The following is a 24,152-nucleotide window of genomic DNA, read 5'->3' as shown; positions in this document are numbered from 1 at the left end:
CAAGGTCACGCCGGCCTCGCCGAGGCGGCCGTGACCACGGCCCGGCCGCCTCGGCGAGGGAAATACACATGAGCACGAGGAAGGCGGTCCGATCCCTGTCATCGGGGATCGGACCGCCCTCGTCGTCTCATGCCGTCGGAGTGGGCGCGGTGCTCACTCCTCGTCGGGATGCTTGCGCAGATGCATGATCGCGGCGCCGAGTCCGCCCCATACGGTGACCATGGCGATGACCATCATGATGATTGCTGAGGTACCCATTTCAGGCTCCCTTGGTTTCGTTGCGGAGATTCTCTTCGGCTGCGGAATCGGCGATCGCCGCCTCCGCCTCGTCGATCGTCTGCTTCGGCCACTTGATGAGCGTGAGGACGATCGCTGCCACGACGAGCAGGCCGATCATGCCCCAGCCCATAACCCCGGTGATCAGGGTCGGGTAGTCCTCGTATCCCTCGGTGGCGTAGGTGATGATCTGATGGATGAGCATATAGGCGAGCACCAGCGTGGTCACTCCGCCGAGGATGATCATCCAGAACCAGCCGACCTTGAAGCTCGAGATCGCGTTGAGGTGATCGCGCAGGACCGGCAGCTTCCGCAGCGCCCATCCGATCACAATGAGGCCGACGACGGCGCCGCCGACGATGCCGATGTTGTTGGCCCAGGCATCGATCGTGTCGAGCACGTAGAGTCCGGTGACGGTGGGCAGGAGCAGGATCGAGATGATTGCCATCACACCGCCGACCAGGATGATCGATGCCTTGTTCCCCAACCTGAACTTCTCACGCAGTGCCTGGATCGGCACTTGGACGATCGAGACGAGCGAGGTCAGGCCGGCGAAGACGAGGCAGGCGAAGAACGCGAAGCCGAACAGTCCGCCGCCGGGCATCTCGGAGATGAGTGTGGGGAAGGCCATGAACGCCAGGCCGATGCCGGAGTCCGCGACCTCGGAGACCTGAGTGCCCTGTGCTGCTGCCATGAATCCGAGAGCGGCGAAGACACCGACGCCGGCGAGGATCTCGAACGCGGAGTTCGAGAAGCCGACGACGAGGCCGGAGCCGGTGAGGTTCGTCTTCTTCTTCAAGTACGAGGCGTAGGTGATCATGATGCCGAAGCCGATGGACAGAGAGAAGAAGATCTGCCCGTAGGCAGCAATCCACACATTCGGATCAGTCAGAGCTGCGAAGTCGGGCGTGAAGAGGGCGTTGAGGCCCTCGGCTGCGCCGGGCAGGAACAGTGCCCTGACGACGAGTGCGAGGAACAGGATCACCAGCAGCGGAATGAAGATCTTCGAGAATCCGGCGATGCCGTTCTGCACACCCAGAAGCAGAATGCCCAGGGTGATGATCCAGACGATGATGATCGGGATGAGCACCGCGGGCACGAACTCCATCGAGATTCCCGGGTCGGAGAGGTTGAGGAAGTCGGACTGGAAGAAGGTGGCCGCATCGTCTCCCCAGGCCTGGTTGAGGGAGAAGAACATGTAGCAGCCGGCCCAGCCGATGATGGCTGCGTAGTAGATGCCGATGACGAAGGCGACTCCGGTCTGGAACCAGCCGATGGGTTCGGCGACCTTCGATGCCATGCGGAACGAGAGCGGGGCCGAGCCGCGTGAACGGTGCCCCATGGCGTAGTCGAAGAACAGCAGCGGGATGCCCGCTGTCAGGAGTGCGACGAGGTAGGGGATGATGAAGGCGCCGCCGCCGTTGTCGTAGGTGACATAGGGGAAGCGCCAGATGTTGCCGAGGCCGACGGCCGAACCGATGGCAGCGAAGATGAACGCGCCGCGGGTGGCGAAGACCTCCCTCTGGGGTGATGTCTTGAGAGACATGGTGTCCTTTCTGTGGCGGTCCCGGGGATTCGTGACCGAGTCAGCCCACGCAGTCTCGTCTGTGAGACGGTCGGGCTCGTTCGAAGTCCGCTATGCGAGAAGGTCTCTCGCCTCGGTCTTCATTTCTTGCGTCCACTTTACTGGGAACTTGCTGAGTGATGTGCCACGCATCACGTGAGCCGCGTAACAGTCGTGTATCGAATATCGGGAAACGGGGAAATCAGCCAGGCCCGGTAGACTTGTGGGCGTGACTATCTCGCTCTATAACACCGCCAGCCGCACGACCGAAGAACTGCGCCCCGTCAACGACGGTCAGGTCGGTATCTACGTCTGTGGCGCCACGGTGCAGGGCGAGCCGCACATCGGCCACCTGCGGTCGGCCTCGGTGTTCGACACGCTGCGCCGCTGGCTGCTCTACAGCGGCTACCGGGTGACCGTGATCCGCAACGTCACCGACATCGACGACAAGATCCTGTCGAAGTCCGTCGAAGAGGGGCGGGAGTGGTTCGCTCACGCGTACAAGTACGAACGCGCCTTCACCGCAGCCTACGACGCGCTCGATGTTCTGCCGCCGAGCAGCGAACCGCGCGCGACCGGGCACATCACGGAGATGATCGAACTCATCTCCCGCCTCATCGAAGCCGGTCATGCCTACCCCGCGCTCGACGGCAGCGCCGATGTCTACTTCGACGCCGCCTCGTGGAGCGACTACGGGGCACTGACGAACCAGAGACTCGACGACATGGAACTGTCGGAGGGCGCTGAGCTGCGCGGGAAGAAGGACGCCCGGGACTTCGCCCTGTGGAAGGCCCACAAGGACTCCGAACCGATCACCGCCTCCTGGCCCTCACCGTGGGGTCGGGGCCGACCGGGTTGGCACATCGAGTGCTCGGCCATGTCGACGAAGTACCTGGGGTCGAACTTCGACATCCACGGGGGCGGACTCGACCTGCGTTTCCCGCACCATGAGAACGAGCTGGCGCAGTCCCGTGCCGCCGGGGACCAGTTCGCGAACATCTGGATGCATTCCGGCCTGCTCAACGTGGGCGGGGACAAGATGTCGAAGTCTCTGGGCAATTCGGTCTTCGCCTCCGACCTGTTCGACACGTTCAGCCCGCTGGCCGTGCGCTACTTCCTCACCGGCGCCAGCTACCGGTCTATCCTCGACTTCTCGAACGAGGCGATGGAACGCTCAGCGGCCTCGCTCGAACGGCTGCAGAACTTCCTCCAGCGCGCCCGCCAGACGCTCGGCGCGGACGGGCCGGCGTTGCCGGACGTCAGCGACGCCTACGGTTCACGCAGCGTCGACGTGCCCGCCGAATTCGCCGCCGCCCTCGACGACGACCTCGGTGTGCCTCGTGCCCTGTCCGTGGTCTTCGCCTCTGTGAGCGAAGGGGCGAAGCTCCTCGACTCCGGCGGTAACCGGGAGGGCCTGACGCGGATCGTCGCCGAGGTGGAGCTCATGCTCGACATCCTCGGTGTCAATCCCAGCGCTGCGGTCTGGGCCGGTTCGGCGGCCGATGCCAAGGCGGAGTCGGCGCTCGACTCCCTCGTGGCCGCCATGGCCGAGCGACGGGCCGAGGCGAAGGCGGAGAAGGACTTCGCCACCGCGGATGCTCTGCGGGACGAACTGGCCGCGGCCGGCGTCGTCATCGAGGATACGGCCGACGGCTACCGCTACCACCTCGGCGAGGGCTGAGGGCGACGAATTTCGGCCACGGGCACGAGCTCGCGGCCCCAACGTATTTGAAGGAATCAGATGGCTTCCAATCCCCGCTCCGGCGGTTCGAAGAAGGGTCCGACCAAGGGGTCGGGCGGTAAGAACAAGCGCGGCCTGCGCGGCAAGGGACCGACGCCGAAAGCCGAGGACCGCGTCTACCATAAGGCGCACAAGGCCGCGCAGCAGCGCAAGAGCTCGAACGCCTCGGCGCAGGCGAAGCGGAAGAAGAAGGAACTCGGACCGAATATGGTCGCCGGGCGCAATTCGGTCCTCGAAGCTCTGCGCGAGGGCGTTCCGGCCACCGCGATGTACGTCTCCGGGCGCATCGACTCCGACGATCGGGTCCGCGAGTCCATCACTCTCGCGACTCAGCGCGGCATCTCGATGCTCGAAGCGAGCAAGCCCGACCTCGACCGGCTCACCGATGACGCGATCCACCAGGGCATCGCCCTGCAGGTCCCGCCTTACGACTACGCCGATCCCTCCGATCTGCTCGAGTTCGCGGCTGAACGCGCCGAAACGCCGCTGCTCGTGGCCCTCGACGGGATCACGGATCCGCGCAACCTCGGTGCCATCGTCCGGTCGACGGCGGCCTTCGGCGGTCACGGAGTGATCATCCCCGAACGTCGCGCCGCCTCGATGACGGCCGCGGCCTGGAAGACCTCGGCCGGCGCCGCATCGCGCATCCGCGTGGCACAGGTGGTCAACCTGGCCAGGGCGATCGACGAGCTGAAGAAGCAGAATGTCTTCGTCGTCGGCCTCGACATGGACGGTGACGTCGAGCTGCCCGAGCTGACCTTCACCCGCGACCCGCTGTGCATCGTCGTCGGTTCCGAAGGCAAGGGGCTGTCGCGGCTCATCGCGGAGAAGTGCGATCAGATCGTGTCGATCCCGATCGCCGCGACCACCGAGTCGCTCAATGCGGGCATCGCCGCTGCCGTGTCCCTCTACGAGGTGGCAAGGGCCCGCCGCCCCTGACCCCTCTTACTACCTGACGGCGGCCCAGCAACCTCGCGCGAGGTTGCTGGGCCGCCGTCAGGTAGTAATTAGAGGGAGGTGCGGTAGGTCTGCTCGTCCAATGCCCCGACTCTTGAGTGGCGGCGGCTGTAGGTGAAGTAGACGATCACGCCGACGACCATCCACGCTCCGAAGACGATCCATGTCCGCCCGCCGAGGTTGACCATGAGGAACGCACACGCCACGGCTCCCAGCGCGGGCACGATCGGCCCGAACGGAACCTTGAATGAGCGCTCGAGGTCGGGGCGTTTGAACCGCAGGTAGATGACGGCGATGTTGACCAGGCAGAATGCGAACAGGGTGCCGATGCTCGTGGCGTCGGCGAGTTCGCCGAGCGGGATGAACGCCGCCGTGATGGCCACAAGGCCGCCGACGATGAGAGTGCCGACCAGGGGAGTGCCGGTGCGCTGGGAGACGCGGCCGAAGATCTTCGGCACCATTCCGTCCCTGGCCATCGTCAGCAGGATCCGCGACTGACCGTAGAGCACGGTGATGACGACGGAGAAGATCGCGAGCACCGCGGCCACCGCGAAGAGCAGCACCGCGATATTCGACCCGGTGATCTCCTCGACGATCTGGACCAGCGGGGCGTGAGCGCCGTCGAACCACTGCCACTGCCGTGCACCGATCGCTGCGACGGCGACAAGGACATACATCGAGGTGACGATGAGCATCGAGAAGATGATCGCCCGCGGCAGATCCCGGCGCGGATTCTTCGCTTCCTCGCCGGCCGTGGACGCGGCATCGAAGCCGATATAGGAGAAGAACACGCTGGATGCGGCCGCAGTGACTCCGGCGGCACCCATCGGCAGCATCGGCGCGAAGTTGCCGGCCTTGAACGCGGTGAACGCGACGATGGCGAAGAAGACGAGGATGCCGATCTTGACGAACACGAGAATCGTGTTGACGACACCGGATTCGCGGGCGCCGCGCATGAGCAGCACAGTCGCCAGGGCCACGACGATGAGGGCCGAGACATTGATGATTCCGTCCGGATTATCCGCCAGGCCCGGCCCTGTGGTCAGGGACGCGGGCAGCTCGAGGCCGAAGACGCGCAGGGTCTCGTTGACGTAGTCGGCGGCGCCGACGGCGACCGCCGCGACCGAGACCGCGTATTCGAGAACGAGACACCAGCCGCAGACCCACGCGACGCCCTCACCCAGGGTGGCGTAGGAATACGAGTAGCTCGACCCGGACACCGGCACCATTCCGGCCATTTCGGCATAGCTGACCGCCGACAGCAGCGCGGTGATTCCGGCGAGAACGAAGGCGAGCCACACAGCGGGTCCGGCCACAGGCACGGCCTCGCCGAGGATGACGAGGATTCCCGTGCCCAAGGTGGCGCCGACGCTGATCATCGTCAGCTGGAAGACGCCGAAGGTCCGCCGCAGTCCACCCTGCTGCGCGGACTGCGCATCGGTGTGGGCCTCGGCGGTCATGGCGCTGATCGACTTACGTCGCCCCAGCTGCCGCAGCACTCCTGTGGGAGTGTGCGCCGGCGGGGCGGGCGGAGTGTGCGAAACGGTCATCTGAATATTCTTGCATAATCATGAATATTGTCTCGCCGGACCCCCGCGTGGTCACTGGTCACTCTGCCCGGCAACGTCGCGGAACTCACACGTCGGGGGTGAACCGTCCGTCCTGGGCCATCCAGCCGCCGTCAACGAGCTGCGAGTGCCCGGTGACATAGCTCGAGGCGTCCGAAGCGAGGAACAGGACGGGCCCGGCGATCTCGTGCAGGCGACCCCAGCGGCCCAGGGCGGTCTTGTCCGCATACGCGTCCCACCATTTCCCGTCGGCCTTGATCTGCTGCGTCAGGGGCGTGTCGAACGGGCCGGGCAGGATCGCATTGACGCGCACGCCCTTGCCTCCGAGCTCGCTGGCCATCGTCTTCGTCAGCTGGACGACACCGGCTTTCGCTGCCGCATAGATTCCCTGGCCGGGTTCGATGGCCAGCGCCCGGAATGAGGCGTAGGTGACGATCGATCCGCGACCCCGCTCACCCATCTCACGGCCGAATCCGCGCATCAGCCGGTACGTGCCCTTGAGGTTGATGTCGATGACCCGGTCGAACTCGTCATCGGTGGTGTCGACGAGGCGTTTGCGCACGTTCGCCCCCGGTGTGATGACGAGGATCTCGGCATCGGCCCAGGCGTCCACGAGGGCATCGACGGAGGCCGTGTCCGTGATATCGACGGCTGCAGCCGTGGCCGTTCCGTCCGCTCCCGGCGCAGCCGATCCGTCCGATGCCGTACCCTGCGCCGTGGAGTGGGCGGCTGACCCGCTGCCGCGAGCGGCGATGAGGGCGGCGGTCTCCTCGGCGCCGGCGAGGTTGAGGTCGGCGACGACGACGTGCGCCCCCGCATCGGCGAGCCCGATCGCGCTGGCCTGTCCCAGTCCGGAGCCGGCCCCGACGACGACGGCCGTGCGCCCGCTGAGGTCGAACAGGGACGGGATCGACGGGTTGTTCTCGTTCGTGGGCATCGGCTCGTTCATCGACATCGGGAATCCTTCCGGGCGGGGTTCGGTTCCGGAGCGACACCGATGTCGCTCCGTGGACTTCAAAGGTATGCCCGCCGAGGCGGTCCCGCCGTTCCCGTTTCACCTTGTGGAACATCGGCTGAGGTCAGGACCGCCTCGGGGAGGGTGTCAGAATTTCTTGCTGTCGACGTAGCGGATCTCGTCGGGGAGGTTCGCCAGGTAGTCGACGATGAAGTAGGCGATGGCCTCCATCGTGGGGATGTCGCGCTGGCGGGCGCGCGCCATGGTGCGGCGGTGTTCGGCGAACTCGTAGAAGATCTGCCCGGGCTCGAGCTTGCGGGTGAGGTTCTCCGGGATCGCCTGGATGAGGGGTTTGTACACCTCGTCGAGCCAGCGGCGGGCGGCTTGGGATTCGTCGAGTTCGTCGAATTCGGCGATCTCGGGAGCCGAACGGAACGAATCGAGGTCGTTGAGCATCGCTCGGGCCTGGTTCTCGTTCGCGCCGATCCCGGTCAGGCGCAGCAGACGCCGTGAGTGGTGGTTGGGTTCGACGACCTTCGGGGACACGAGGAGGCTGATGCCGTCGAGATCCGTCGTCACTGTCAGTTCCCCGAGGTCGAAGCCCAGGTCGTTGAGGCGGCGGATGCGTTCGTCGATGCGCCAGCGTTCGTTGACGCTGAATTCCTCGACCCGGGTCAGCTCCGCCCACAGCGCGTTGTACGACTCGCAGAGCCGTTCACCGGCCGCCAGCGGATCGGTCTCGGGAGCGACGAGTCCCGCGGCCTGCAGGTCGAGGAAGTCCCCGGCGATGTTCATCCGCGCGATCCGCAGGTCCATGTTCCGCTGTCCGTCGGAGAGCTGGTCGTGCAGCTCGCCGGTCTCGGCGTCGACGACATAGGCGGCATAGGCATCGGCGTCGCGGCGGAAGAGCGTGTTCGACAGGGACACGTCTCCCCAGTAGAAGCCGACGAGGTGGAGGCGGACGAGCAGAACAGCCAGAGCGTCGACGAGGCGGCCGCCGGTGTCCTCGGCCAGGTCCCGGGAGAACAGCGCGCGGTAGGGCAGCGAGAACTCGAGATAGGCGGTGATGAGAGCGCCCTTGAGTGCCTGGCCCGATGCGGTCCTGCGCTTTCCGACGACGGCGCGGGCTTCGACGAGGGGGACGTCGAGGTTGCCGAGCGCGCCGAGGATGTCGAACTCACGCGTGGCCTGCGCATCGTCGGTCTCCTTGATCGCGAGGACTTCGTCTCCGATCTCGACATAGCGCACGATGTGGCGGGAGATTCCGCGGGGCAGACCGCCGAGGAGCTTCTCCGGCCACTCGGCCAGGGGCAGGTGCCAGGGGAGCTCGGCCAGGGCCGCATGATCGGCGTTCCGGACAGTGTGGATCTCCGGTGCGGGAACGGCGGTGCCGACCGATGCGGCTGCGTCGATCGGCGTCGTCGCCGACGGCGAAGCCTGTTCTGACGGGTCCGGCGGGGGCAGGGTTCCCGGCACGGCTCAGGAGTCCGTGTCGGAGACCGAGGCCACGAGCGCCTCGGCGAGGTCGGGTGTCTCCACGCCGATGAGCCGTCCGCGATCGAGGAAGGCGATCCGGTCGCCGAGGACCTTCGCATCCTCGAGATCGGAAGTGGCGTAGATCGTCGTCAGCCCGAACTCCTGCTGCAGCTGCTTGATGAGAGCAAGGGTCTCAGCCTGCTGCTCGGGGACGAGATTGACCACGGGCTCGTCCATGATGAGCACCTTGGGTCGGCGTACCACGGCACGCGCCAGGGCCACGGTCTGGCGCTGCAGCTGGGTGAGGTCGCCGGGAACCGAATCGAGGATGTCGCTCAGCCCGATCTTGTCCATCACGGATTCGACGCGTTCGGTGATCTCGTCGGCGGGCAGGCCGTCGACGCGCAGCGCAAAGCCGAGATTGTCGCGCACGCTCATATGCGGGTAGAGCGCGTAGCTCTCCAGGGCCAGGGTGACATCGCGGTCGTTGACGGCCGCGTGGGTGATATCCGCGCCGTCGATGAGGATCGTGCCGGACTTCGGGGTCTCAAGTCCGTGCAGCATTCGCAGGATCGTCGACTTGCCCGACCCGCTGGGTCCGTAGAGGACGAGGAACTCTCCGTCATCGACGAAGAGATTGAACGGGTGGACGGATTCGGACGTCGTGTTCTCGTAGACATGACTGAGGCCATTCAACGACACCGTTGACATAAGTCCTCCTAAAACTTCTGAATAACTCCGTGAGCAGCTGGTCGTCGGTGACCCGGCAGGGATGCTCAGTCACTCTCATCCTAAGGGGTGGATGATTGGGGTGCTCTGTGAATTCGACAAAGCGTAGAGTGATTCTCAGCACGATGGCTGTGCGCCGACGCATACCGCGGCGCGAAAGTAGACTGACTCGTATGAAGGTCACGTTGGACGAGGTCGCCGCCAGGGCCGGAGTCTCTCTGGCCACGGTCTCCCGGGTGCTCGGTCGCCGCGGTGCAGTCGCCGAGTCGACCCGGGCGAAGGTGCTGGAGGCGATGAGCGAGCTCGGCTATTCGCGCTCGACCCTGCTCCATGATGCGCCGAGGCGGCTCGTGGCCGTCAGCGCTCCAGGCAATCCCGAACACTGGCAGGTCCAGGTCTGCACCCGCGTGGCCAAGGCCCTGCAGGATCATGATCTCCTCGTCACCCGCCCGCTCGTCGAAACCGACCCGGAACCGCTGCAGACCGCAATCGAGGCGGGCGCAGTGGCCCTGGTGACCACGACGATGACGAGTCTGAATACGGAGATCCCCTGCATCCGCGTCGCCGAACAGTCCGCCACCGAGGAGGTCTCCGAAGCCGGTACGGAGGTCATCGCCGCGCGCCTCGACCTCGGCGGTGGGATGACCACGGCCTTCGAACATCTGCGGGCGATCGGACACCGGCGCATCGGGCTGATCTGCAACGACAGCGGTGAACTGGCCGTCCAGCTCATCCGCCGCTTCCTCGCCGAACATCCGGCCAGAAATCTCGGGCTCAACCTCGAGGACTGGATCTCACGGGTGCCGAAGTCGTTCTCCGGCGGATCGCGTGCGGTGCTCGAACTCAAGGATGCGACCTGCACAGCGGTGATCGTCCAGTCCGCGCTGCAGCTGCACGGAGCCCTCCACGGTCTGCGGAACCGGCATCTGCAGGTGCCGCGGGACATGTCGGTCGTCGGATTCGGCGATTCCCCGACGATGAAGTTCACGGGCCCGCCGGCCACGGTGCTCGGCCTCGACGTCGAGGGGCTGTCGAATGCCCTCATCGATGCGACGCTGCAGACCCTGCGGATCTCGACGACGGGTCTGCCTTCGGTGCCTCCGGTGTTCCGTCCTCGACTCGTCGCCCGAACTTCGACGACGGCGGCCCGTCAATGAGCGAACATCTGCCCGAGCACCGGCACGTCCGTCTCGCCGAGATCGCCGGTACTGCCGGAGTCTCGAAAGCCACCGCCTCACGAGCTCTGCGCGATCCCGAATCGGTGTCGGCCGCCTCGTCGGCAAAGGTGCGGCAGGCTCTGGCGATCCTCGGCGCTGCCGGCCAGACCCCGTACGCCGAATCCGGCACACGGGAAGGATCCGGTGCTGGGGCTGGATCGGGTGCCGGCTCGTCGCTCATCGCGCTCATCAAACCCGCAGTGTCAGCAGGCAACGTGGACCCGTATTCGCGGCTTGCGGAGATCCTGACGAACCGGATGTTCGGACTCGGCATCGCCGTCGTCCACATCGAGGCCATCGCCGAACGAAATGAGGCCCTCCTCGAGACGATCCTCGGCAGTGAACACGGCGGGCCCACGATCTCCGGAGCCGTCGTCGTCGGCGGCGGTGCCGCCGGTGTGCTTGCGGGGATGCTCGCCGAACGTGGGCTGCCGCTCATCCGCATTTCGAATGCCCGCCACGACGACGGGATCTCACGCATCTACCTCGACGCGACCGGCGGAATCGAGACCGCCGTGGCTCACCTGGTCCACCTCGGCCACAAACGCATCGGGCTCGCCGTGCTGCGCGATTCGGCTGCCCCGGCCCGCATCGCCGGCTTCCGCAGATCGATGGCAGGGATCCTCCACATTCCCGCCACCCGTGATCAGGCTCCCGTCGTCGAGGCTGCCGGCGGAGCCATGGCCGGAGTCGCAGCCGCCGAGGAGCTGCTCGACCTGCGCTGCACCGCCGTCATCGCCTGCGCCCCGTCCCTGTCCTTCGGCATGCTCGAGGCCGCCCAACGGCTGCGACTCGACGTTCCCAGGGACCTTTCCCTGCTCACGGTCGGCGACGTCCCCGACGCCGATGTCGTCCAACCGCCCCTGTCGCAGGTCGTCTATGACTGGGCTACCGTGGCGCAGTCGGCGATCGACGAGATCCGCGCGATGATCGCCGCCGGTGACGCGCGCGTACATGTCGACTACACGGTCGACCCGGATCTCGTCCTCCGGGCCAGCGCCGTGCCCCCGCAGCGCCGCTGATCTCGGGTTTCGATCGCAATCATCCTCGCCGAGGCGGTCCTGCCGTGACGTGGATCCGAACGGTGAGTCGGATCGACCGGAGTGCGCCGAGGTGGTCCGATGCCGGTCGCGAACCGGATGATCCTCGGCGAGGCGGCTCGACGTCAGTCGTGGACGGTGCGGAGGAATTCCGTGCGTTCGGCAACGAGGCGGCCGAGCAGTTCGGCCACGGCTGCAGGATCGGCGATCCGCCATGAAGCGCGAGTCGGGGCGGACCCGACTTTGACGGTGAGACCAGCGTTCAGAGCACGGGAGTCCGTGAGTTCGTCGAGGGCCGCGAAGGCGTCCTCATCGGTGACATCGTCGCCGAGGTAGCCCATTGCCGTCGGTTCGCCGGCACGGGCGAGCAGCCGGATGCCGTCGCCTTTCGTCGCCTGTTTGACGGCGAGTTCGGTGATGTCGTGGCCTTCGATGACACGGATGTCCGGGAACTCCTCGACCACGTCGAGGGCGTGTTCATGGAGGGCCGCGGCGGCCTCGGGGGCGAGTCCGCGAGTGTGGACCGTCCGCGAATAGGGTTTGCGCTCGATGAGGAAATCCGAGGGGCCGTCGGCATGGCCCGAGTCGCTCGCGCCAATCGTTGCGGCCGAACCCGTCGTCGCGGCCGCACCTGTGGTCGCCGCGGCCGAACCGGGGCGTTCATCAGCGCCCGGAAGAGTGTGTTCGAACGCGTCGAGGTGAGTGTCGATGGCGGCGAGCATCTCCGCCTCGGCCGGAGCGAGCTCGGGGGACCGGCCCATTGCGGTGTCGGGATTGCGATCAGCGTCGGTGCCGAGCTCGGCCTCCGCGCCGTGCGAACCGATCAGCCACGCCGAGTCCGGCGCCTCGGACAGGCGTCGCAGGGTGGCGATATCGCGTCCGGACACCAGCGCCACCCGAGTGCGCGGCAGACCGGCAAGCGCCGCGATGGCCGAGGCCGATTCGGGGACCATCCGGGACGTCGAGGGATCGTCCTGAAGAGGTGCGAGCACCCCATCGAAATCCAGGGCCAGCAGCAGCGAATCGGCGGTGGCGAGATCACGCAGGGCCACCTCGGCGGGGGCGGAGGGGGCAGGACCGAGCACGGTCGGCTTCGATGTCACTGTTCTTCTCCTAGCGGGCGGTGGAGATATCGTCTGTCCACTCGGCATCATCGGGTCTGTCGGCGCGATCTGATGGGGCCGCCGGCACATCCGGCGGCGGTGCGGTCCGGCTCTTCTGCACCACGGCCCGTTCGGGGACGATGACCTCGGGATTGTCCTTGATGTGCTCGAGTTCGGCGAGGAAGTTCTTCGACCACCGGCTCACGGTGTCCGTTGCGACCCTCTTGCGCATCTGCTTCATCCGGCGGGTGCGGGTCCTCTCGTCCATCTGCACGGCTTCGAGGATGCCCGCCTTGAGGTCGGCGATGTCGTGGGGATTGACCATCACCGCGCCCTTGAGCTGTTCGGCGGCCCCGGTGAATTCGGAGAGCACGAGGGCTCCGTCGTCTCGCCTTCGGCACGCCACATATTCCTTGGCAACGAGGTTCATCCCATCACGCAGAGCGGTCACAAGCATGACATCGGCGGCGAGGAAGAACGCTGTCATCTCATCGCGCGGATAGGAATGGTGGAGGTAGCGCACGGGAATCGATCCGACATCGACCTGCTCACCGTTGATTCGCCCGACGGCCAGTTCGACGTCGTGGCGGATGATCTTGTACTGCTCGAGCCGCTCCCGCGATGGTGTCGCGATCTGAATGAGCACGACATCCTCGACATCGAGTCGGCCCTCGGCGAGCAGCTCCCCGAACGCCTTGAGCCGGTGGCGGATGCCCTTCGTATAGTCCATCCGATCGACGCCGAGCATGACCACCCGAGGATTGCCGACCTCCTCGCGGATCTGTTTCGCCCTCTCGACGATCTTCGGATCGCGGGCGAGCTCCTCGAGATAAGGGGTGTCGATCGAGATCGGGAACGGCTCGGCGCGGACGAGGTGGGCCGGGAGGAAATCACCCGGCGGAACCGAGACGGTCGACCCCTTCGTCGCGTATCCCAGACGCCCGCGGACGGCACGGCGGAAGTTCGCTGCGTCCGCCGGCCGTTGGAACCCGATGAGGTCGGCGCCGAGGAGCCCGCGGAGGATCTCGTCGCGCCACGGCAGCTGAGCGAAGAGCTCGTAGGGCGGGAAGGGAATGTGGTTGAAGAACCCGATCGCGAGGTCAGGGCGCAGACGTCGGACCATCTGCGGAACCAACTGGAGCTGATAATCGTGAACCCACACGGTCGCGGACTGCGCAGCCACCTCGGCGACCTTGGCCGCGAAGCGCTCATTGACCCGCACATACGCGTCCCACCAGGTGCGGTGGTACTCGGGAGGGACGATGACATCGTGATAGAGCGGCCACAGTGTGGCGTTGGAAAACCCTTCGTAGTACCTGAGGACATCCTCACTTGTCAGAGTCACCGGGGTCAGGTGCATGCCGTCGATGGTGAAGGGTTCGAAATCCTCGTCGGCGACGCCCGTCCACCCGATCCAGGCACCCTCCTGGGCCTTCATCACTGGAGCCACTGCAGTGACCAAACCCCCAGGTGAGGTGCGCCATCCGCGATTCTCGTCGTCGGGATCGCGGTCGACGGGCAGGCGGTTTGCCACGACGACGAAATCGCTGTCGCCGTAGGGGATCTCGGTGCTGGGCTCGGCAGAGTCGACGGTGCTCATCTGCGCCTCCTCCTGTGTCGGTCCTTGGAATGAACTGTACTCGCTCGACTAGGCTTGGCCAGGTGATGGATCAGGAACTGGGAGGCTACCGCCTCATCGAGGAGCTCGGCTCGGGCGGCATGGGTGTCGTCTACCTCGGTGTCGACGGCGGAAACAACCCGGTCGCGGTCAAGGTCCTCCATCCGCATATCGCCAATGACGAGACCGCCAGGAAGCGTCTGGCCCGCGAAACCCGCACCCTGCGCCGGATCCGCCATCCCCGCATCGCCGAGGTGCTCGACGCCGAACTCGATTCCGCGCAGCCGTTCATCATCACCGAATTCGTCGACGGGCAGACCCTGTCCGATGATGTCCGCGACAACGGCCCCTTCGCCGAGGATGAGCTCGTCCACTTCGGCCACGCCCTCCTCGACGCTCTCAACGCCGTCCACGATGCCGGCGTCATCCACCGCGACCTCAAACCCGCCAATGTGATGATCATGGACGGTGAGCCGATGGTCATCGACTTCGGCATCGCCCAGGTCGCCGACGAAGTGCGCGTGACCGCCACCGGGCTGGTCATGGGCACCCCCGGCTATCTCTCCCCGGAGATCGCCGACGGCAAGACGTCGAGTGAGAAGACCGACTGGTGGGGATGGGCCGCGACCATGGCGTTCGCCGCCACCGGCCGCAACCCCTATGGCTCCGGACCCTTGGAAGCCGTGCTCGGTCGTGTGGCCATGGGCAAATTCGACCTCGACGGGGCGCCGAAGAACTTCGCTCCGCTCATCTCCGCCTGCCTCGACCCGAAACCCGAACGTCGTCCGTCGGGGCAGATGATCCTCGACGCTCTCGTCGACATCGAGTCCGGGCGGATGCCGCAGCTCGGGTCCGGTCCGAGCGGCGGTGCCGGCTCGGGTGGACCGCAGCGGACGTCGAGCGGCACCGCGGTCATGCCTGCCGTCGACGACGGCGGCAGCGGTCACGGCGGTGCCGGTCTTGGTGGTGCAGGTCTTGGCGGTGCCGGGGCAGCGGGGGCAGCGCTCGGGGGTGCGGCTCTGGGCGCGGGCACGGGGTACCCGGGAGCCGGCCCTTCCGGCAGCGGGCAGCCGCAGTACCCCGGATCCAGCCGACCGACCAATCATGCCGGGTCCGGTCATGGTGCCGGGCCCAACCAGGGACCGGGCTACGGTCCCGGGCAGATGCACGGGCAGCCGCCGCAGCAGGCGACCGCACCGCCGATCAGCAACCCCAACGGCGGCATCCAGGCGGGCCCGGGCTCCCCGATGGTCGGTGCCGACCTCGGCCGTTCCGGCTTCGTCCAACCCGGCCACGGACAGAACCTCGTCGGACCGAACGGTCCCGGCGGACAGCATGGCCAGGTTGCCCAGGGACAGTGGGGAGACCAGTCCGGTCCCGGCGGCCAGCCGACGCAGCAGGGCGGTCAGCTCATGGGTCCCGGGGGCCAGCCGATGCAGCCCGGCGGACAGCCGTGGACGCCGATGGGGTACCGACGAGTGCAGTCGGGCGGCTGGGTCGTCTTCGGACTCATCGCCCTGGCCGTCGCCGTCATGCCGCTCGGCCCGCTGGTCATCAGCGTCGTCGCCCTGATCTGGTCGGTGCTCGCCCGCACCGGCACACGTCTGGACCGGAAGGTCCAGCGGTACCGGTTCGACCGCGGAACGGATTCGGGCGGATTCTTCCGGGCGCTCGCCTCGGCGCCGGGAGCCATGCTGGCCTCGATCCTGACCTCGGTGGCCTCGCTCATCCTGCCGGCGATCGCGGCCGCCGCCGCGCTCGTGCTCACCCGGCTCGACATCGCCGGGATCGTGCCCAGCGGGTCGTCCGAACAATGGTCGGTGTGGGCGGCCGGCGCCGCGGGTTCGCTGGTGCTGTGGGTCGGGCCGGGAGCCTCGAGCCTGCGCTTCGGCTCACGTCTGCTCGTCTCTGGAGCCACTCGAAATCAGCTCGGCCGCCTCATCGCCTTGGCGGTGATCGCGCTGCTCGTCATCCTCGCCGTCATGGTCATCCAGTCGGGGGCGGCCATGTCCTGGTGGCCGCTGACGATTAACCCCTTCGACTACCTGCCCGGACCGGTGTGAGCAGGTCGGACTGACTGTTCGGTCTGGTGCGGGTCGGTTGGCCGGTCGTGGGCGGGTTGGTCCGGCGTGGGCGGGAAAGTGGGAGTTCGTCTGGGCGATCGTGCGCCTGGGCACATGGGCACATGGGCACCTGGGCACTGTTCAACCGTGCGACCGTGCGATTCGATCCGTACTGAGTGCCGGAAGAGCCTGAGGTAGTTGAACGTTGTAGTTGAACCTTGAATGTTTCTGGGAGTCGGCGCAGCACCTGTTTCGGTACAGTGGTGCCGTCGGGTCGCGGAAGCCGTCCCGCACCGTTCGGGCCTCAGGCCGCACCGATGTCAGACGATCCAACGTGAGGAACAATGGCGAAGAACAACTCCGCGGACGACAAGCGGAACCGCGCACGCGAGAACGCCCGCCAGATCGCGGCGAATCAGGCGAAGAAGGAGAAGACCGCGAAGACGATCCTGTACACCGGGATCGCAGTGGTCGTCGTCGCCGTGCTCGCCGTGGTCGGTGTGCTCGTATTCCAGCAGAGCAAACCCGCTGTCAGCCCCTCGAACTATGTCTCCGACGGAATCACCGTGGGCAAGGACAACACGCTCGTGCAGCCGCTGAAGATGCCCGAAGGCGAGGAATCGGATCTGCCGGCTCCGACCGAGGAGGGCGCGAAGAAGGGTGCCGCCACGGTCACCGTCTACCTCGACTTCCAGTGCCCCGGGTGCAAGGCCTTCGAGGAAGGCAATGCGAGTATGCTGCGTAAGCTCGCCAATGAGGGGGCGATCGTCGTCAACTACAAGCCGGTGTCGTTCCTCGACCGCATGTCCAGCGGCAACGAGTACTCCACCCGCGCCGCCAACCTCGCCGCCTGTGTCGTCGACAGCCAGCCCGAGGTCGCCATGGACCTGTTCGACGCACTCTACGCTCAGCAGCCGGAGGAAGGCAGCGAGGGCCGCACCGATGAGGAGCTGCTCAAGGTGGCCGAGGACGCCGGCGTCGACACCTCGAAGAAGCTCACGGCCGATCCCGAGCAGACCGTGAAGTCCTGCGTTACGGACCGCACCTTCGACAAGTTCGTCGAACAGTCGAGCCAGACCGCTCTGGACGACGGTGTCGAAGCCACCCCGTGGGTGCTCATCAACGGCAAGCACACCGACAAGACCAGCGACTCGCAGGCTCTGGCCACCGAGATCCTCAAGGCCACCGGAGAGTTCAAGGGCTGAGTCTCTGAGGACCTGATCGGTTCCTGTCCGAGGCTGGACTGGACATCGTCCGGGGCAGCGCTCGGTCCGGCAGTGCACGAATGAAGGCCGGACCCCGCCGAGGTGGGGCCCGGCCTTCGTCGCCCCCGCGGTTTTGTGGCCGGACCCGGCCATGGACTACTATCGTGTAGGCGCGCACGCTCGGTGCGCACCGCGCCTCCTTAGCTCAGTTGGTAGAGCACCGCTCTTGTAAAGCGAAGGTCGTCAGTTCGAGTCTGACAGGGGGCTCCACTCGGGAAGGCTCCGCGAACCGCTAGAACTAGCGGAACGCGGGGCTTCTTCATACCCGGGCCGTGCCGTGGCTGGGATCTGCGCTGCTGCGGGCGACGGGCCTTGGCCGCGCTCGTTCAAGCACAAGCTTCTCGTTCAAGCGCAAACATCTCTCGTTCAAGGCGGAGCGCGGCTATCGATTCGTACACGGCGCGAAAAGTGCGCTCAGCCTTGAACGAGGCAGCGGAGGCGAGTGGCCGAGCGCTGCGGTCGAGTGGCGGAGGCGAGCCGCCGGGCGACCGGCTAGGTCTGGCCGTCGCGTCGGAACACGAGCATGAGGGAGCGCATGCTCAGCACGAAGCCGCCGAAGAGCAGCACGAAGCCGAAGAACGAGTACAGGTGGATGTCCTTCGTCAGCAGCGGACCCTCATCGCTGGTGATGAGCATGATCGCTCCCACCACGGCGGCTCCGGCGAGGACGGCGACGATGAGCTGCTGAAACAGACTGGTGAGGAAGCTGCGGTCGGAGGGATTCTCGAGCACGCGCATGTTCATCGAGAACCGGCCGTGTTCGAGGTCCTCGGTGATCTTGTTGATTCGGCGGGGCATGCGGTCGATCATCGGCATCAGCTGCAGGGCCCGACGCTGCAGCTCATCGGTGATCTTCGTGCCCTTGAGCTTCGACCTCACGAGCCTGTTGCCCTCTTGCCGGGACACGGCGACGACATCGAAGTGCGGATCGATCGTCAGCAGCGCACCCTCCACGGAGGCCATCGCCCGGAATGCGGCGCTGATCGGTGCCGGCGCTGAGAATCGGTGGGCGAGCACCAGATTGAACAGGTCATCGAAGAGCTTCTGACCCTGCGCCGCACGGGTGCCGCCGCCGTAGCGCAGCAGGAGTTCGCCGACGGCTCGTTCGACCTCCCGATCGTTGAGCCCGTCGGGACGTCCGAGGAGTTCGATGAGGGCGTCGGTGGCCCCGGCGCTGTCGTTCTGGTCGATCGAGTAGAGCATGAGTCCCAGTGAGGTCTGTGTGCCCGGATCGAGTCGGCCGACCGCACCGAAGTCGAGCAGCCCCAGCTTCCCCTCGGGAGTGATGAAGATATTGCCGGCATGCAGATCGGCGTGGAAGATCCCATCACCGATGATCTGCTCGAGCGTGGCACCCAACAGTGTGGTCGCCAACCGGGACCGCTCGGCATCACTGAGCCCGGTCAGCAGCGCCCCCGCCCGTGAGACCGGCTGTCCGGGCAGCCGATCCATGACCAGCAGGCGTTCGCCGCTGAGGCCCGGGTAGCCGTGTGGAACTGTGACGTCGAACTTCCCCGACCGTTTGAGAGAGTTCTCGATGCTGGCCATATTGTCCAGCTCGATCCGATAGTCGAGTTCCTCCTCGAGCGTGTTCGCGAAACCTGCGGCCAGTGACTGCACACCCAGATCCCTGCCCCAGGTTGTGGTTTTGTTCAGCCAACCCGCCAACCGCAGGATGATGTCGAGATCCTGAGTGACCTGATTGAGCGCCTTCGGCCGCTGCACCTTGACGATGACTTCCGTGCCGTCGAGCAGGGTCGCCTCATGAACCTGTGCCACCGAGGCGGCCGCCAGCGGCGTGGAGCCGATCCGTGCGAAAACCTCTCCGATCGGTCGACCGAGCCGCTCGGCGATGGCCGGTTCGATGACCGACCAGGGCTCGGGCGTGACCTGGGTCTGGAGGGTTTCGAGCTCACGGACGAACACCGGCGGGAGGATGTCTCTGCGGGTGGAGAGCATCTGTCCGAGCTTGACGAAGGTCACCCCCGCCTCGGCGAGGGATTCCTTGAGCGCTCGCGCGGTCTTGACGTCGCGACCAGGCGAATCCCCTCCGAAGCCGCGCAGCTGTGAGCCGAGCCCGTGCCGCACGGCGATGGACACGACCTGGGCGTAGCGGCGGCCGCGGCGACGACGGGATTTCCACCCGAAGAACAGCGACTGAGGGCTCGGCAGGGACCCGGTCGGGAAGGCCGCTTCGAGCATGACGAGGGCACCGACGCCCAGAGCGAAGATCCAACCGAGGGCGAGCACCATGAACAGCACCGCCACTCCGGGGGAGACGTCGAGCCCGTCGACGTTCTGCCCGGTGCCGGCCCGGTAGAGGTACTGGACGGTCACGGCCACGACGGCGCTCATGACGAGACCGACGGCCAGAGTGCGCGGCCAGCCGGTGGGGACGCCGACGACGCGACGGACCACGGTGGCGGCGAACCATGACTGGAGGAAGAGGAAGACGAGTGCGGCTAGGCTCACCAGCACATATCCGCCGACGTCCAATGCTTCCATCGATGACTCTCCTGATCCTGTTCGGACTCTCAGCTGTGGGCCGGCCGCTGCGGGCCTTCAGCTTCGGGCTGTCAGCCGAACATCGTCGATTCGGTCATCTCCAGCCTAGTCCGTCGAGTCAGTCCGTGCGCGGCGGATCGAGGCGCCTCCGCCTTCCGGGCAGGCCTACCTGACGGGCCCAGATGAGGATCCACACCGCACCGAGGAAGGCGAGCAGTCCCGGGAAGAGCACCCCGAACCGCAGGGTGGTCACGGTGATGATGATGGACAGCAGCGTCGGCCCGCCGAGCTTGCCGCCGTTGTTGAAGATCGCCCAGATGCCGAGGAACCGCGGCCTCCCGACCGCGGGAGAGAGGTCCGCGCCGATCGTCATATTCACGCCCGCGCCGAGGCCGTTGCCGAAAGCCATGACCGCGGCGGCGATGACCATCCCGGCGAGATCCGGTTTCGCGACCATGATGACGAACCCGGTGCCGAAGATGGACAGGCACGCGACGAGGGTCGCGACCCGGCCGAGGTGATCCTTGATGTACGCGCCGAGGAACATGACGATGAGTTCGAGCCCGGCGCCGAAGGCGATGATGAGCGAGATCGAGGACTTGTGCAGACCGATCTCGACGCCCCACAGCTGGACGACGACCGGCTGGGCGGCGCGGGCCGCCGCTAGTGCGATGATCGTGGCGCCGGTGAGGATGACCGATTTCCACCGCACGTCCAGCGGCGGCCGGCGATCCTTCTTCCTCCGCCGAGGAGGGGCGACGTCACCGTGTGCCGGATCGTTCGCCTCGGTGGGGTGGGCCGCCTCGGTGGGGTTGGGAGCATCGGCGGGTGAGGGATCGTCCGCACATGAGGTCGGGGCCGCCTCGGGGCGGTGGGGATGGTCGTCGAAGCCGGGGATCTGGGCGATCGGCAGGGTCATGATCGCGATCGCGGCGACGGCGGTGAGGCCGGAGAAGACGAACACGGACCAAATCGGGAAGACGAGCATGAGGCCGGCGCCGATCATCGGCCCGACGAGGTTGCCGACCCGCTGCGTGCCGCCGAGCGCAGTCATCGCCTTCGCGAGGTCGGCCGGCGGCATCACCTCGGCGACGACGGCCTGTCTGGCCAGGCTCCACACATCGGAGACCGGGCCGAAGACCATGAGCGCGACCGTGTAGACGAGCAGCGAATACGGCGAATCCCAGATGAAGGCGGCGACGATGGAACCGAGCACGATGATCGCCGCGCACGTGGCCACGAACATGGCCCGGAAATCGCCGAGGCGGTCGATGAGGATCCCGGCCGGCACCGTGGCCATGAGCGACACGGCCCCCATGATGCCGACGATGGCTGCGGCGAACGCCTGCGTCGAGCCCAGCGAGAGCGCCCCGAGCACGAGGATCGGCATGATCGCACCCAGGCCGACGGCGAAGAGGGCGAACGGCACGAGCACCGGCCACAGGATGGGTTTGAGCACGTGGCAAGTTTAGTTGAGGCGGGGCCGAGGCGTTCGCGGAGTCCGAGGTGAGAGCGGCTGCGGGTATGCGGAACACCGGGCGGGCCGGTTCGGCGGGTGTTGGGCCAGCGCAGCGGGGTGCCGGAGTCGGCCGGACGGCCATAGAATGTGCGAGCACTCAATCCGACCGGTGAGGATCCCATGACCGCACAGCACTCAGCCGCACCACGGTTCCGCCTCAGTCCGATGCGTCCGCGCGATCCGGGTGAAGAGGGGCGGGCAGCCAGCACGCTCGAACTCTTCTTCGACCTCGTCTTCGTCATCGCCGTCTCGATCGCGTCCTCACACCTGCATGACACGGTCACGGAGGGCCGCCTCGGCGATGGGGTGGTCAGCTACCTGGTCGTGTTCTTCGGGATCTGGTGGGCGTGGATGAACTTCACGTGGTTCGCGACCTCCTTCGACACCGACGACTGGCTCTACCGAGTGCTCACGATCGTGCAGATGGGCGGGGTGCTCATCCTCGCCGCCGGCATCGGCCCCGTCTTCGAGAACGAGGACTACCGGCTGCTCATCGGCGGCTACGTGCTCATGCGCATCATCATGATCTCCCAATGGCTGCGGGCCTCTCGCGGTGCCAGGGTCGCACGGTGGACGACGATCATCTACGCGGCCGGTATTGGCCTGGCCCAGATCCTGTGGGTGATGTGGCTGGCCATCGACGACTCCATGATCCGGTCCGTGGGCCTCGTCGTGCTCATCCTCGCCGAGGTGGCTGTGCCGGTCATCGCCGAAGCCCGCGGCAAGACTCCGTGGCACCCGCACCACATCACCGAACGCTATGGCTGCTTCACGATCATCGTCCTCGGCGAGAGCCTCCTGGCCTCGGCGAACACCGTCTTCGACGCGTTGGGCGAAGTCGAGGACATCGTCCCGCTGATCTCACTGGGCGTCCTCTGCCTCATCGTCACTGCGGCGATGTGGTGGATCTACTTCTGGCCGCCGCATCACCGGGCGATCGGCAGCCTCGGCGGATCGCTCAGATACGGCTACGGCCACTACTTCATCTTCGCCGCCGCCGGTGCGTTCTCGGCCGGGGTCGGCGTGGAGGCCGATTCCCAGCTCGGTGCCAGCGCTCTGAATCCGGTGCTGGCGACGTTCACGGTCTCAGTGCCGATCGTGGTGTTCGTCCTCGGGGTATGGGTGGTCGCCATCCGCGCCAACGCCAATGCCGTCGTCAACACCGTCGTCCCGGCCTGCGCGCTGCTCGTCCTCCTCGACCCGATCATCCCGGTCCCGACTTTCCTCACCACATTCTTCATGGTCATCATCGTCATCACCCTCGTCGTGTTCCCTCCGCTCGATGACAACGGCAGGACCGGCGCCGAGGCGGTCGTGCGGTGATCGTGCTCCGCTGACGGGTGCGCGCGGGCCGGGGGAGGAGTTCGCGCGGGCCGGGAAGGAGCTCGCGCGGGCCGGGAAGGAGCTCGCGCGACCACGTGCAACAGAACGGGAGTGCCGGTCCGATCTGCGCCCTCGTCAGAACGGCAGACCGTGATAGCGGTCGATGTGCCTCTGTTTGGCGTGGTCGACCCGACGCGACATCTCCGCGGAGTCGACCTGCACGTGCAGGGCCCGGACGCGGCGACGCTCGATGAGCCACAGCGCCAGGCGCAGGACCAGACCCTCGAGGCCGGATGCCCTGGCGCGGGTGTCCTCGCCGCTGTCGACGACGAACTCCCTGGTCACGGTGATGGTGCGTTCGACGATGCGGCGCTGGTGAGATGCCCTGCCGTCGGCAGGGCCGATGCCGTCCAGGGGAGGGCGGATGGGTGCGGTGAGCGTGCTCATGATGGGGTTTCCTCTCCATCGGTCAGGGGGAAGGCGTAGAACTGGATCTGCACCGGGCGGGAGCCCGGATCATTGCGGCCGCGGTACTTGTTGATGAAGGCCATGGTGGTTCTCTCGTACTCGGCGGCGATCTCGGCGAGCTGTTCCTTGGTCAGGCGCAGATTGCTCGTCTCGCTGACCGCGGCTTCGATCCACGACTTCGGCATCCGCTGGCCGTCATAGGCGGCATCGATGAAGTGTTCGAAGTTGCGCTGTGCATTGCGCACGAACTCTCGGTTGACGTAGGACGAGGCGGTCCGTGCCGACGGGTCGAGGTCGCGTTCGGGACCGGGCACCTTCATGGCCCCGGGGATCCTCTCCCACCACTTCTCGCGCCCGCTCCGTTCGCCGGACACTTCGCGGATGAGCTGGTGCCGAGCGAGCTGACGCAGGTGGTAGCTCGTCGCACCGGAAGATTCGCCGAGGCGCTTGGCCAGGCCCGTCGCCGTCTGCGGGCCCTGCGTCGACAGTGCGTCGTAGATCGCCATCCGCAGGGGGTGGGCCAGGCCCTTGAGGGCCGAGGTGCTGATCTCGCGGACGCCGTCGGGGTGGGTGATCTCGTGAGTGGCGTCGTGTCCGGTGTCCTCGCTCATAGTGCAAAGATACGCTTGCAAAGAACTCTTTGCAATACTTTCTTTGGATTGTGTTCGCGTCTTCGACTGGGGTCTCGATGCGGCCAGGTCGATCGGGCTGATCGCCGGAGCCCGGCGCAGATGTGCCGGAGTCCGCCGCTAATGCGCCGGGTTC

19 protein-coding genes and 1 tRNA gene are annotated in these 24,152 nt (G+C 66.4%); 8 read left to right on the top strand and 12 right to left on the bottom strand.

Annotation, left to right across the window (positions count from 1 at the left end; genetic code table 11):
• Positions 1–153: 153 nt before the first annotated feature.
• Both ACOZ9V_RS15705 and ACOZ9V_RS15700 read right to left on the bottom strand, forming a co-directional pair.
• Complete coding sequence (locus tag ACOZ9V_RS15705; protein ID WP_139468130.1) at positions 154–258, bottom strand: methionine/alanine import family NSS transporter small subunit; 105 nt, start codon at positions 256–258, stop codon at positions 154–156.
• Between the two features lies 1 nt (position 259).
• The gene (locus ACOZ9V_RS15700; RefSeq protein WP_139909077.1) at positions 260–1,822 is read right to left on the bottom strand and encodes a sodium-dependent transporter; all 1,563 of its coding nucleotides are present in this window, start codon (positions 1,820–1,822) and stop codon (positions 260–262) included.
• 247 nt (positions 1,823–2,069) lie between these two features.
• Between ACOZ9V_RS15700 and cysS the strand changes: the two genes are divergently transcribed.
• Positions 2,070–3,521 carry a cysteine--tRNA ligase gene (gene cysS / locus ACOZ9V_RS15695; RefSeq protein WP_434591551.1) on the top strand — a complete coding sequence of 484 codons (1,452 nt, stop codon included), beginning with the start codon at positions 2,070–2,072 and terminating at the stop codon, positions 3,519–3,521.
• A 60-nt stretch (positions 3,522–3,581) separates the two neighbouring features.
• Positions 3,582–4,520 (top strand): 23S rRNA (guanosine(2251)-2'-O)-methyltransferase RlmB, encoded by a 939-nt coding sequence (gene rlmB, locus ACOZ9V_RS15690; RefSeq protein WP_139468133.1) that lies wholly within the window; start codon positions 3,582–3,584, stop codon positions 4,518–4,520.
• 68 nt (positions 4,521–4,588) lie between these two features.
• On the opposite strand, the gene ACOZ9V_RS15685 is transcribed toward rlmB, so the two are convergent.
• The 4 genes from ACOZ9V_RS15685 to ACOZ9V_RS15670 all read right to left on the bottom strand — a co-directional run bounded on the left by ACOZ9V_RS15685 (position 4,589) and on the right by ACOZ9V_RS15670 (position 9,248).
• Positions 4,589–6,088: an amino acid permease gene (locus ACOZ9V_RS15685; RefSeq protein WP_434591548.1), complete on the bottom strand. Its 1,500-nt coding sequence runs from the start codon at positions 6,086–6,088 to the stop codon at positions 4,589–4,591.
• An 85-nt stretch (positions 6,089–6,173) separates the two neighbouring features.
• Positions 6,174–7,055, bottom strand: a complete 882-nt coding sequence (locus tag ACOZ9V_RS15680; RefSeq protein ID WP_434595421.1) for an SDR family NAD(P)-dependent oxidoreductase — start codon at positions 7,053–7,055, stop codon at positions 6,174–6,176.
• A 153-nt stretch (positions 7,056–7,208) separates the two neighbouring features.
• A complete protein-coding gene (locus ACOZ9V_RS15675; protein WP_229663983.1) occupies positions 7,209–8,537 on the bottom strand; it encodes a DUF4032 domain-containing protein in 1,329 nt (442 codons plus the stop codon).
• A 3-nt stretch (positions 8,538–8,540) separates the two neighbouring features.
• The gene (locus ACOZ9V_RS15670; RefSeq protein WP_229663984.1) at positions 8,541–9,248 is read right to left on the bottom strand and encodes an ABC transporter ATP-binding protein; all 708 of its coding nucleotides are present in this window, start codon (positions 9,246–9,248) and stop codon (positions 8,541–8,543) included.
• A gap of 191 nt (positions 9,249–9,439) precedes the next feature.
• Here ACOZ9V_RS15670 and ACOZ9V_RS15665 point away from each other — a divergent pair, with 191 nt between their 5' ends.
• The gene (locus ACOZ9V_RS15665) at positions 9,440–10,423 is read left to right on the top strand and encodes a LacI family DNA-binding transcriptional regulator (protein ID WP_139468135.1); all 984 of its coding nucleotides are present in this window, start codon (positions 9,440–9,442) and stop codon (positions 10,421–10,423) included.
• Entirely contained in the window at positions 10,420–11,505 is a 1,086-nt protein-coding gene (locus ACOZ9V_RS15660) for a LacI family DNA-binding transcriptional regulator (RefSeq protein WP_139909074.1), read from the top strand. The genes ACOZ9V_RS15665 and ACOZ9V_RS15660 overlap by 4 nt, the downstream gene beginning before the upstream one ends.
• 143 nt (positions 11,506–11,648) lie before the next feature.
• Here the strand turns inward: ACOZ9V_RS15660 and ACOZ9V_RS15655 are convergent, their stop codons facing one another.
• Both ACOZ9V_RS15655 and ACOZ9V_RS15650 read right to left on the bottom strand, forming a co-directional pair.
• Complete coding sequence (locus ACOZ9V_RS15655; protein WP_434591542.1) at positions 11,649–12,626, bottom strand: trehalose-phosphatase; 978 nt, start codon at positions 12,624–12,626, stop codon at positions 11,649–11,651.
• A gap of 10 nt (positions 12,627–12,636) precedes the next feature.
• Positions 12,637–14,226 (bottom strand): alpha,alpha-trehalose-phosphate synthase (UDP-forming), encoded by a 1,590-nt coding sequence (locus tag ACOZ9V_RS15650; RefSeq protein WP_181270752.1) that lies wholly within the window; start codon positions 14,224–14,226, stop codon positions 12,637–12,639.
• 65 nt (positions 14,227–14,291) lie between these two features.
• On the opposite strand from ACOZ9V_RS15650, the gene ACOZ9V_RS15645 reads away from it, so the two are divergent.
• From ACOZ9V_RS15645 to ACOZ9V_RS15635, 3 genes are all read left to right on the top strand, one after another.
• Positions 14,292–16,307, top strand: a complete 2,016-nt coding sequence (locus tag ACOZ9V_RS15645) for a protein kinase domain-containing protein (RefSeq protein WP_434591540.1) — start codon at positions 14,292–14,294, stop codon at positions 16,305–16,307.
• A gap of 344 nt (positions 16,308–16,651) precedes the next feature.
• Positions 16,652–17,512 (top strand): DsbA family protein, encoded by an 861-nt coding sequence (locus ACOZ9V_RS15640; RefSeq protein WP_434591538.1) that lies wholly within the window; start codon positions 16,652–16,654, stop codon positions 17,510–17,512.
• 194 nt (positions 17,513–17,706) lie between these two features.
• Positions 17,707–17,782: transfer RNA gene (locus ACOZ9V_RS15635), tRNA-Thr, on the top strand.
• A gap of 282 nt (positions 17,783–18,064) precedes the next feature.
• Here ACOZ9V_RS15635 and ACOZ9V_RS15630 read toward each other — a convergent pair.
• Entirely contained in the window at positions 18,065–20,077 is a 2,013-nt protein-coding gene (locus ACOZ9V_RS15630; RefSeq protein WP_434591535.1) for an ABC1 kinase family protein, read from the bottom strand.
• A 118-nt stretch (positions 20,078–20,195) separates the two neighbouring features.
• The gene (locus ACOZ9V_RS15625; RefSeq protein ID WP_181270749.1) at positions 20,196–21,536 is read right to left on the bottom strand and encodes an MFS transporter; all 1,341 of its coding nucleotides are present in this window, start codon (positions 21,534–21,536) and stop codon (positions 20,196–20,198) included.
• Positions 21,537–21,716: 180 nt separating this feature from the next.
• Between ACOZ9V_RS15625 and ACOZ9V_RS15620 the strand changes: the two genes are divergently transcribed.
• Entirely contained in the window at positions 21,717–22,919 is a 1,203-nt protein-coding gene (locus ACOZ9V_RS15620; RefSeq protein ID WP_434591532.1) for a low temperature requirement protein A, read from the top strand.
• A 135-nt stretch (positions 22,920–23,054) separates the two neighbouring features.
• On the opposite strand, the gene ACOZ9V_RS15615 is transcribed toward ACOZ9V_RS15620, so the two are convergent.
• Both ACOZ9V_RS15615 and ACOZ9V_RS15610 read right to left on the bottom strand, forming a co-directional pair.
• The gene (locus ACOZ9V_RS15615; RefSeq protein WP_434591529.1) at positions 23,055–23,366 is read right to left on the bottom strand and encodes a hypothetical protein; all 312 of its coding nucleotides are present in this window, start codon (positions 23,364–23,366) and stop codon (positions 23,055–23,057) included.
• On the bottom strand, positions 23,363–23,998 hold the full coding sequence (locus ACOZ9V_RS15610) for a winged helix-turn-helix domain-containing protein (protein ID WP_181270747.1): 636 nt from the start codon (positions 23,996–23,998) through the stop codon (positions 23,363–23,365). The genes ACOZ9V_RS15615 and ACOZ9V_RS15610 overlap by 4 nt, the downstream gene beginning before the upstream one ends.
• Between the last annotated feature and the right edge of the window lie 154 nt (positions 23,999–24,152).

Origin of the sequence: Brevibacterium sp. 1718 (assembly GCF_051131255.1) — a bacterium.
In the GTDB taxonomy this organism is placed as follows: domain Bacteria; phylum Actinomycetota; class Actinomycetes; order Actinomycetales; family Brevibacteriaceae; genus Brevibacterium; species Brevibacterium sediminis.
Note: the sequence above shows the minus strand (reverse complement) of the source record. Positions and strands in the feature narration are given on the sequence as shown.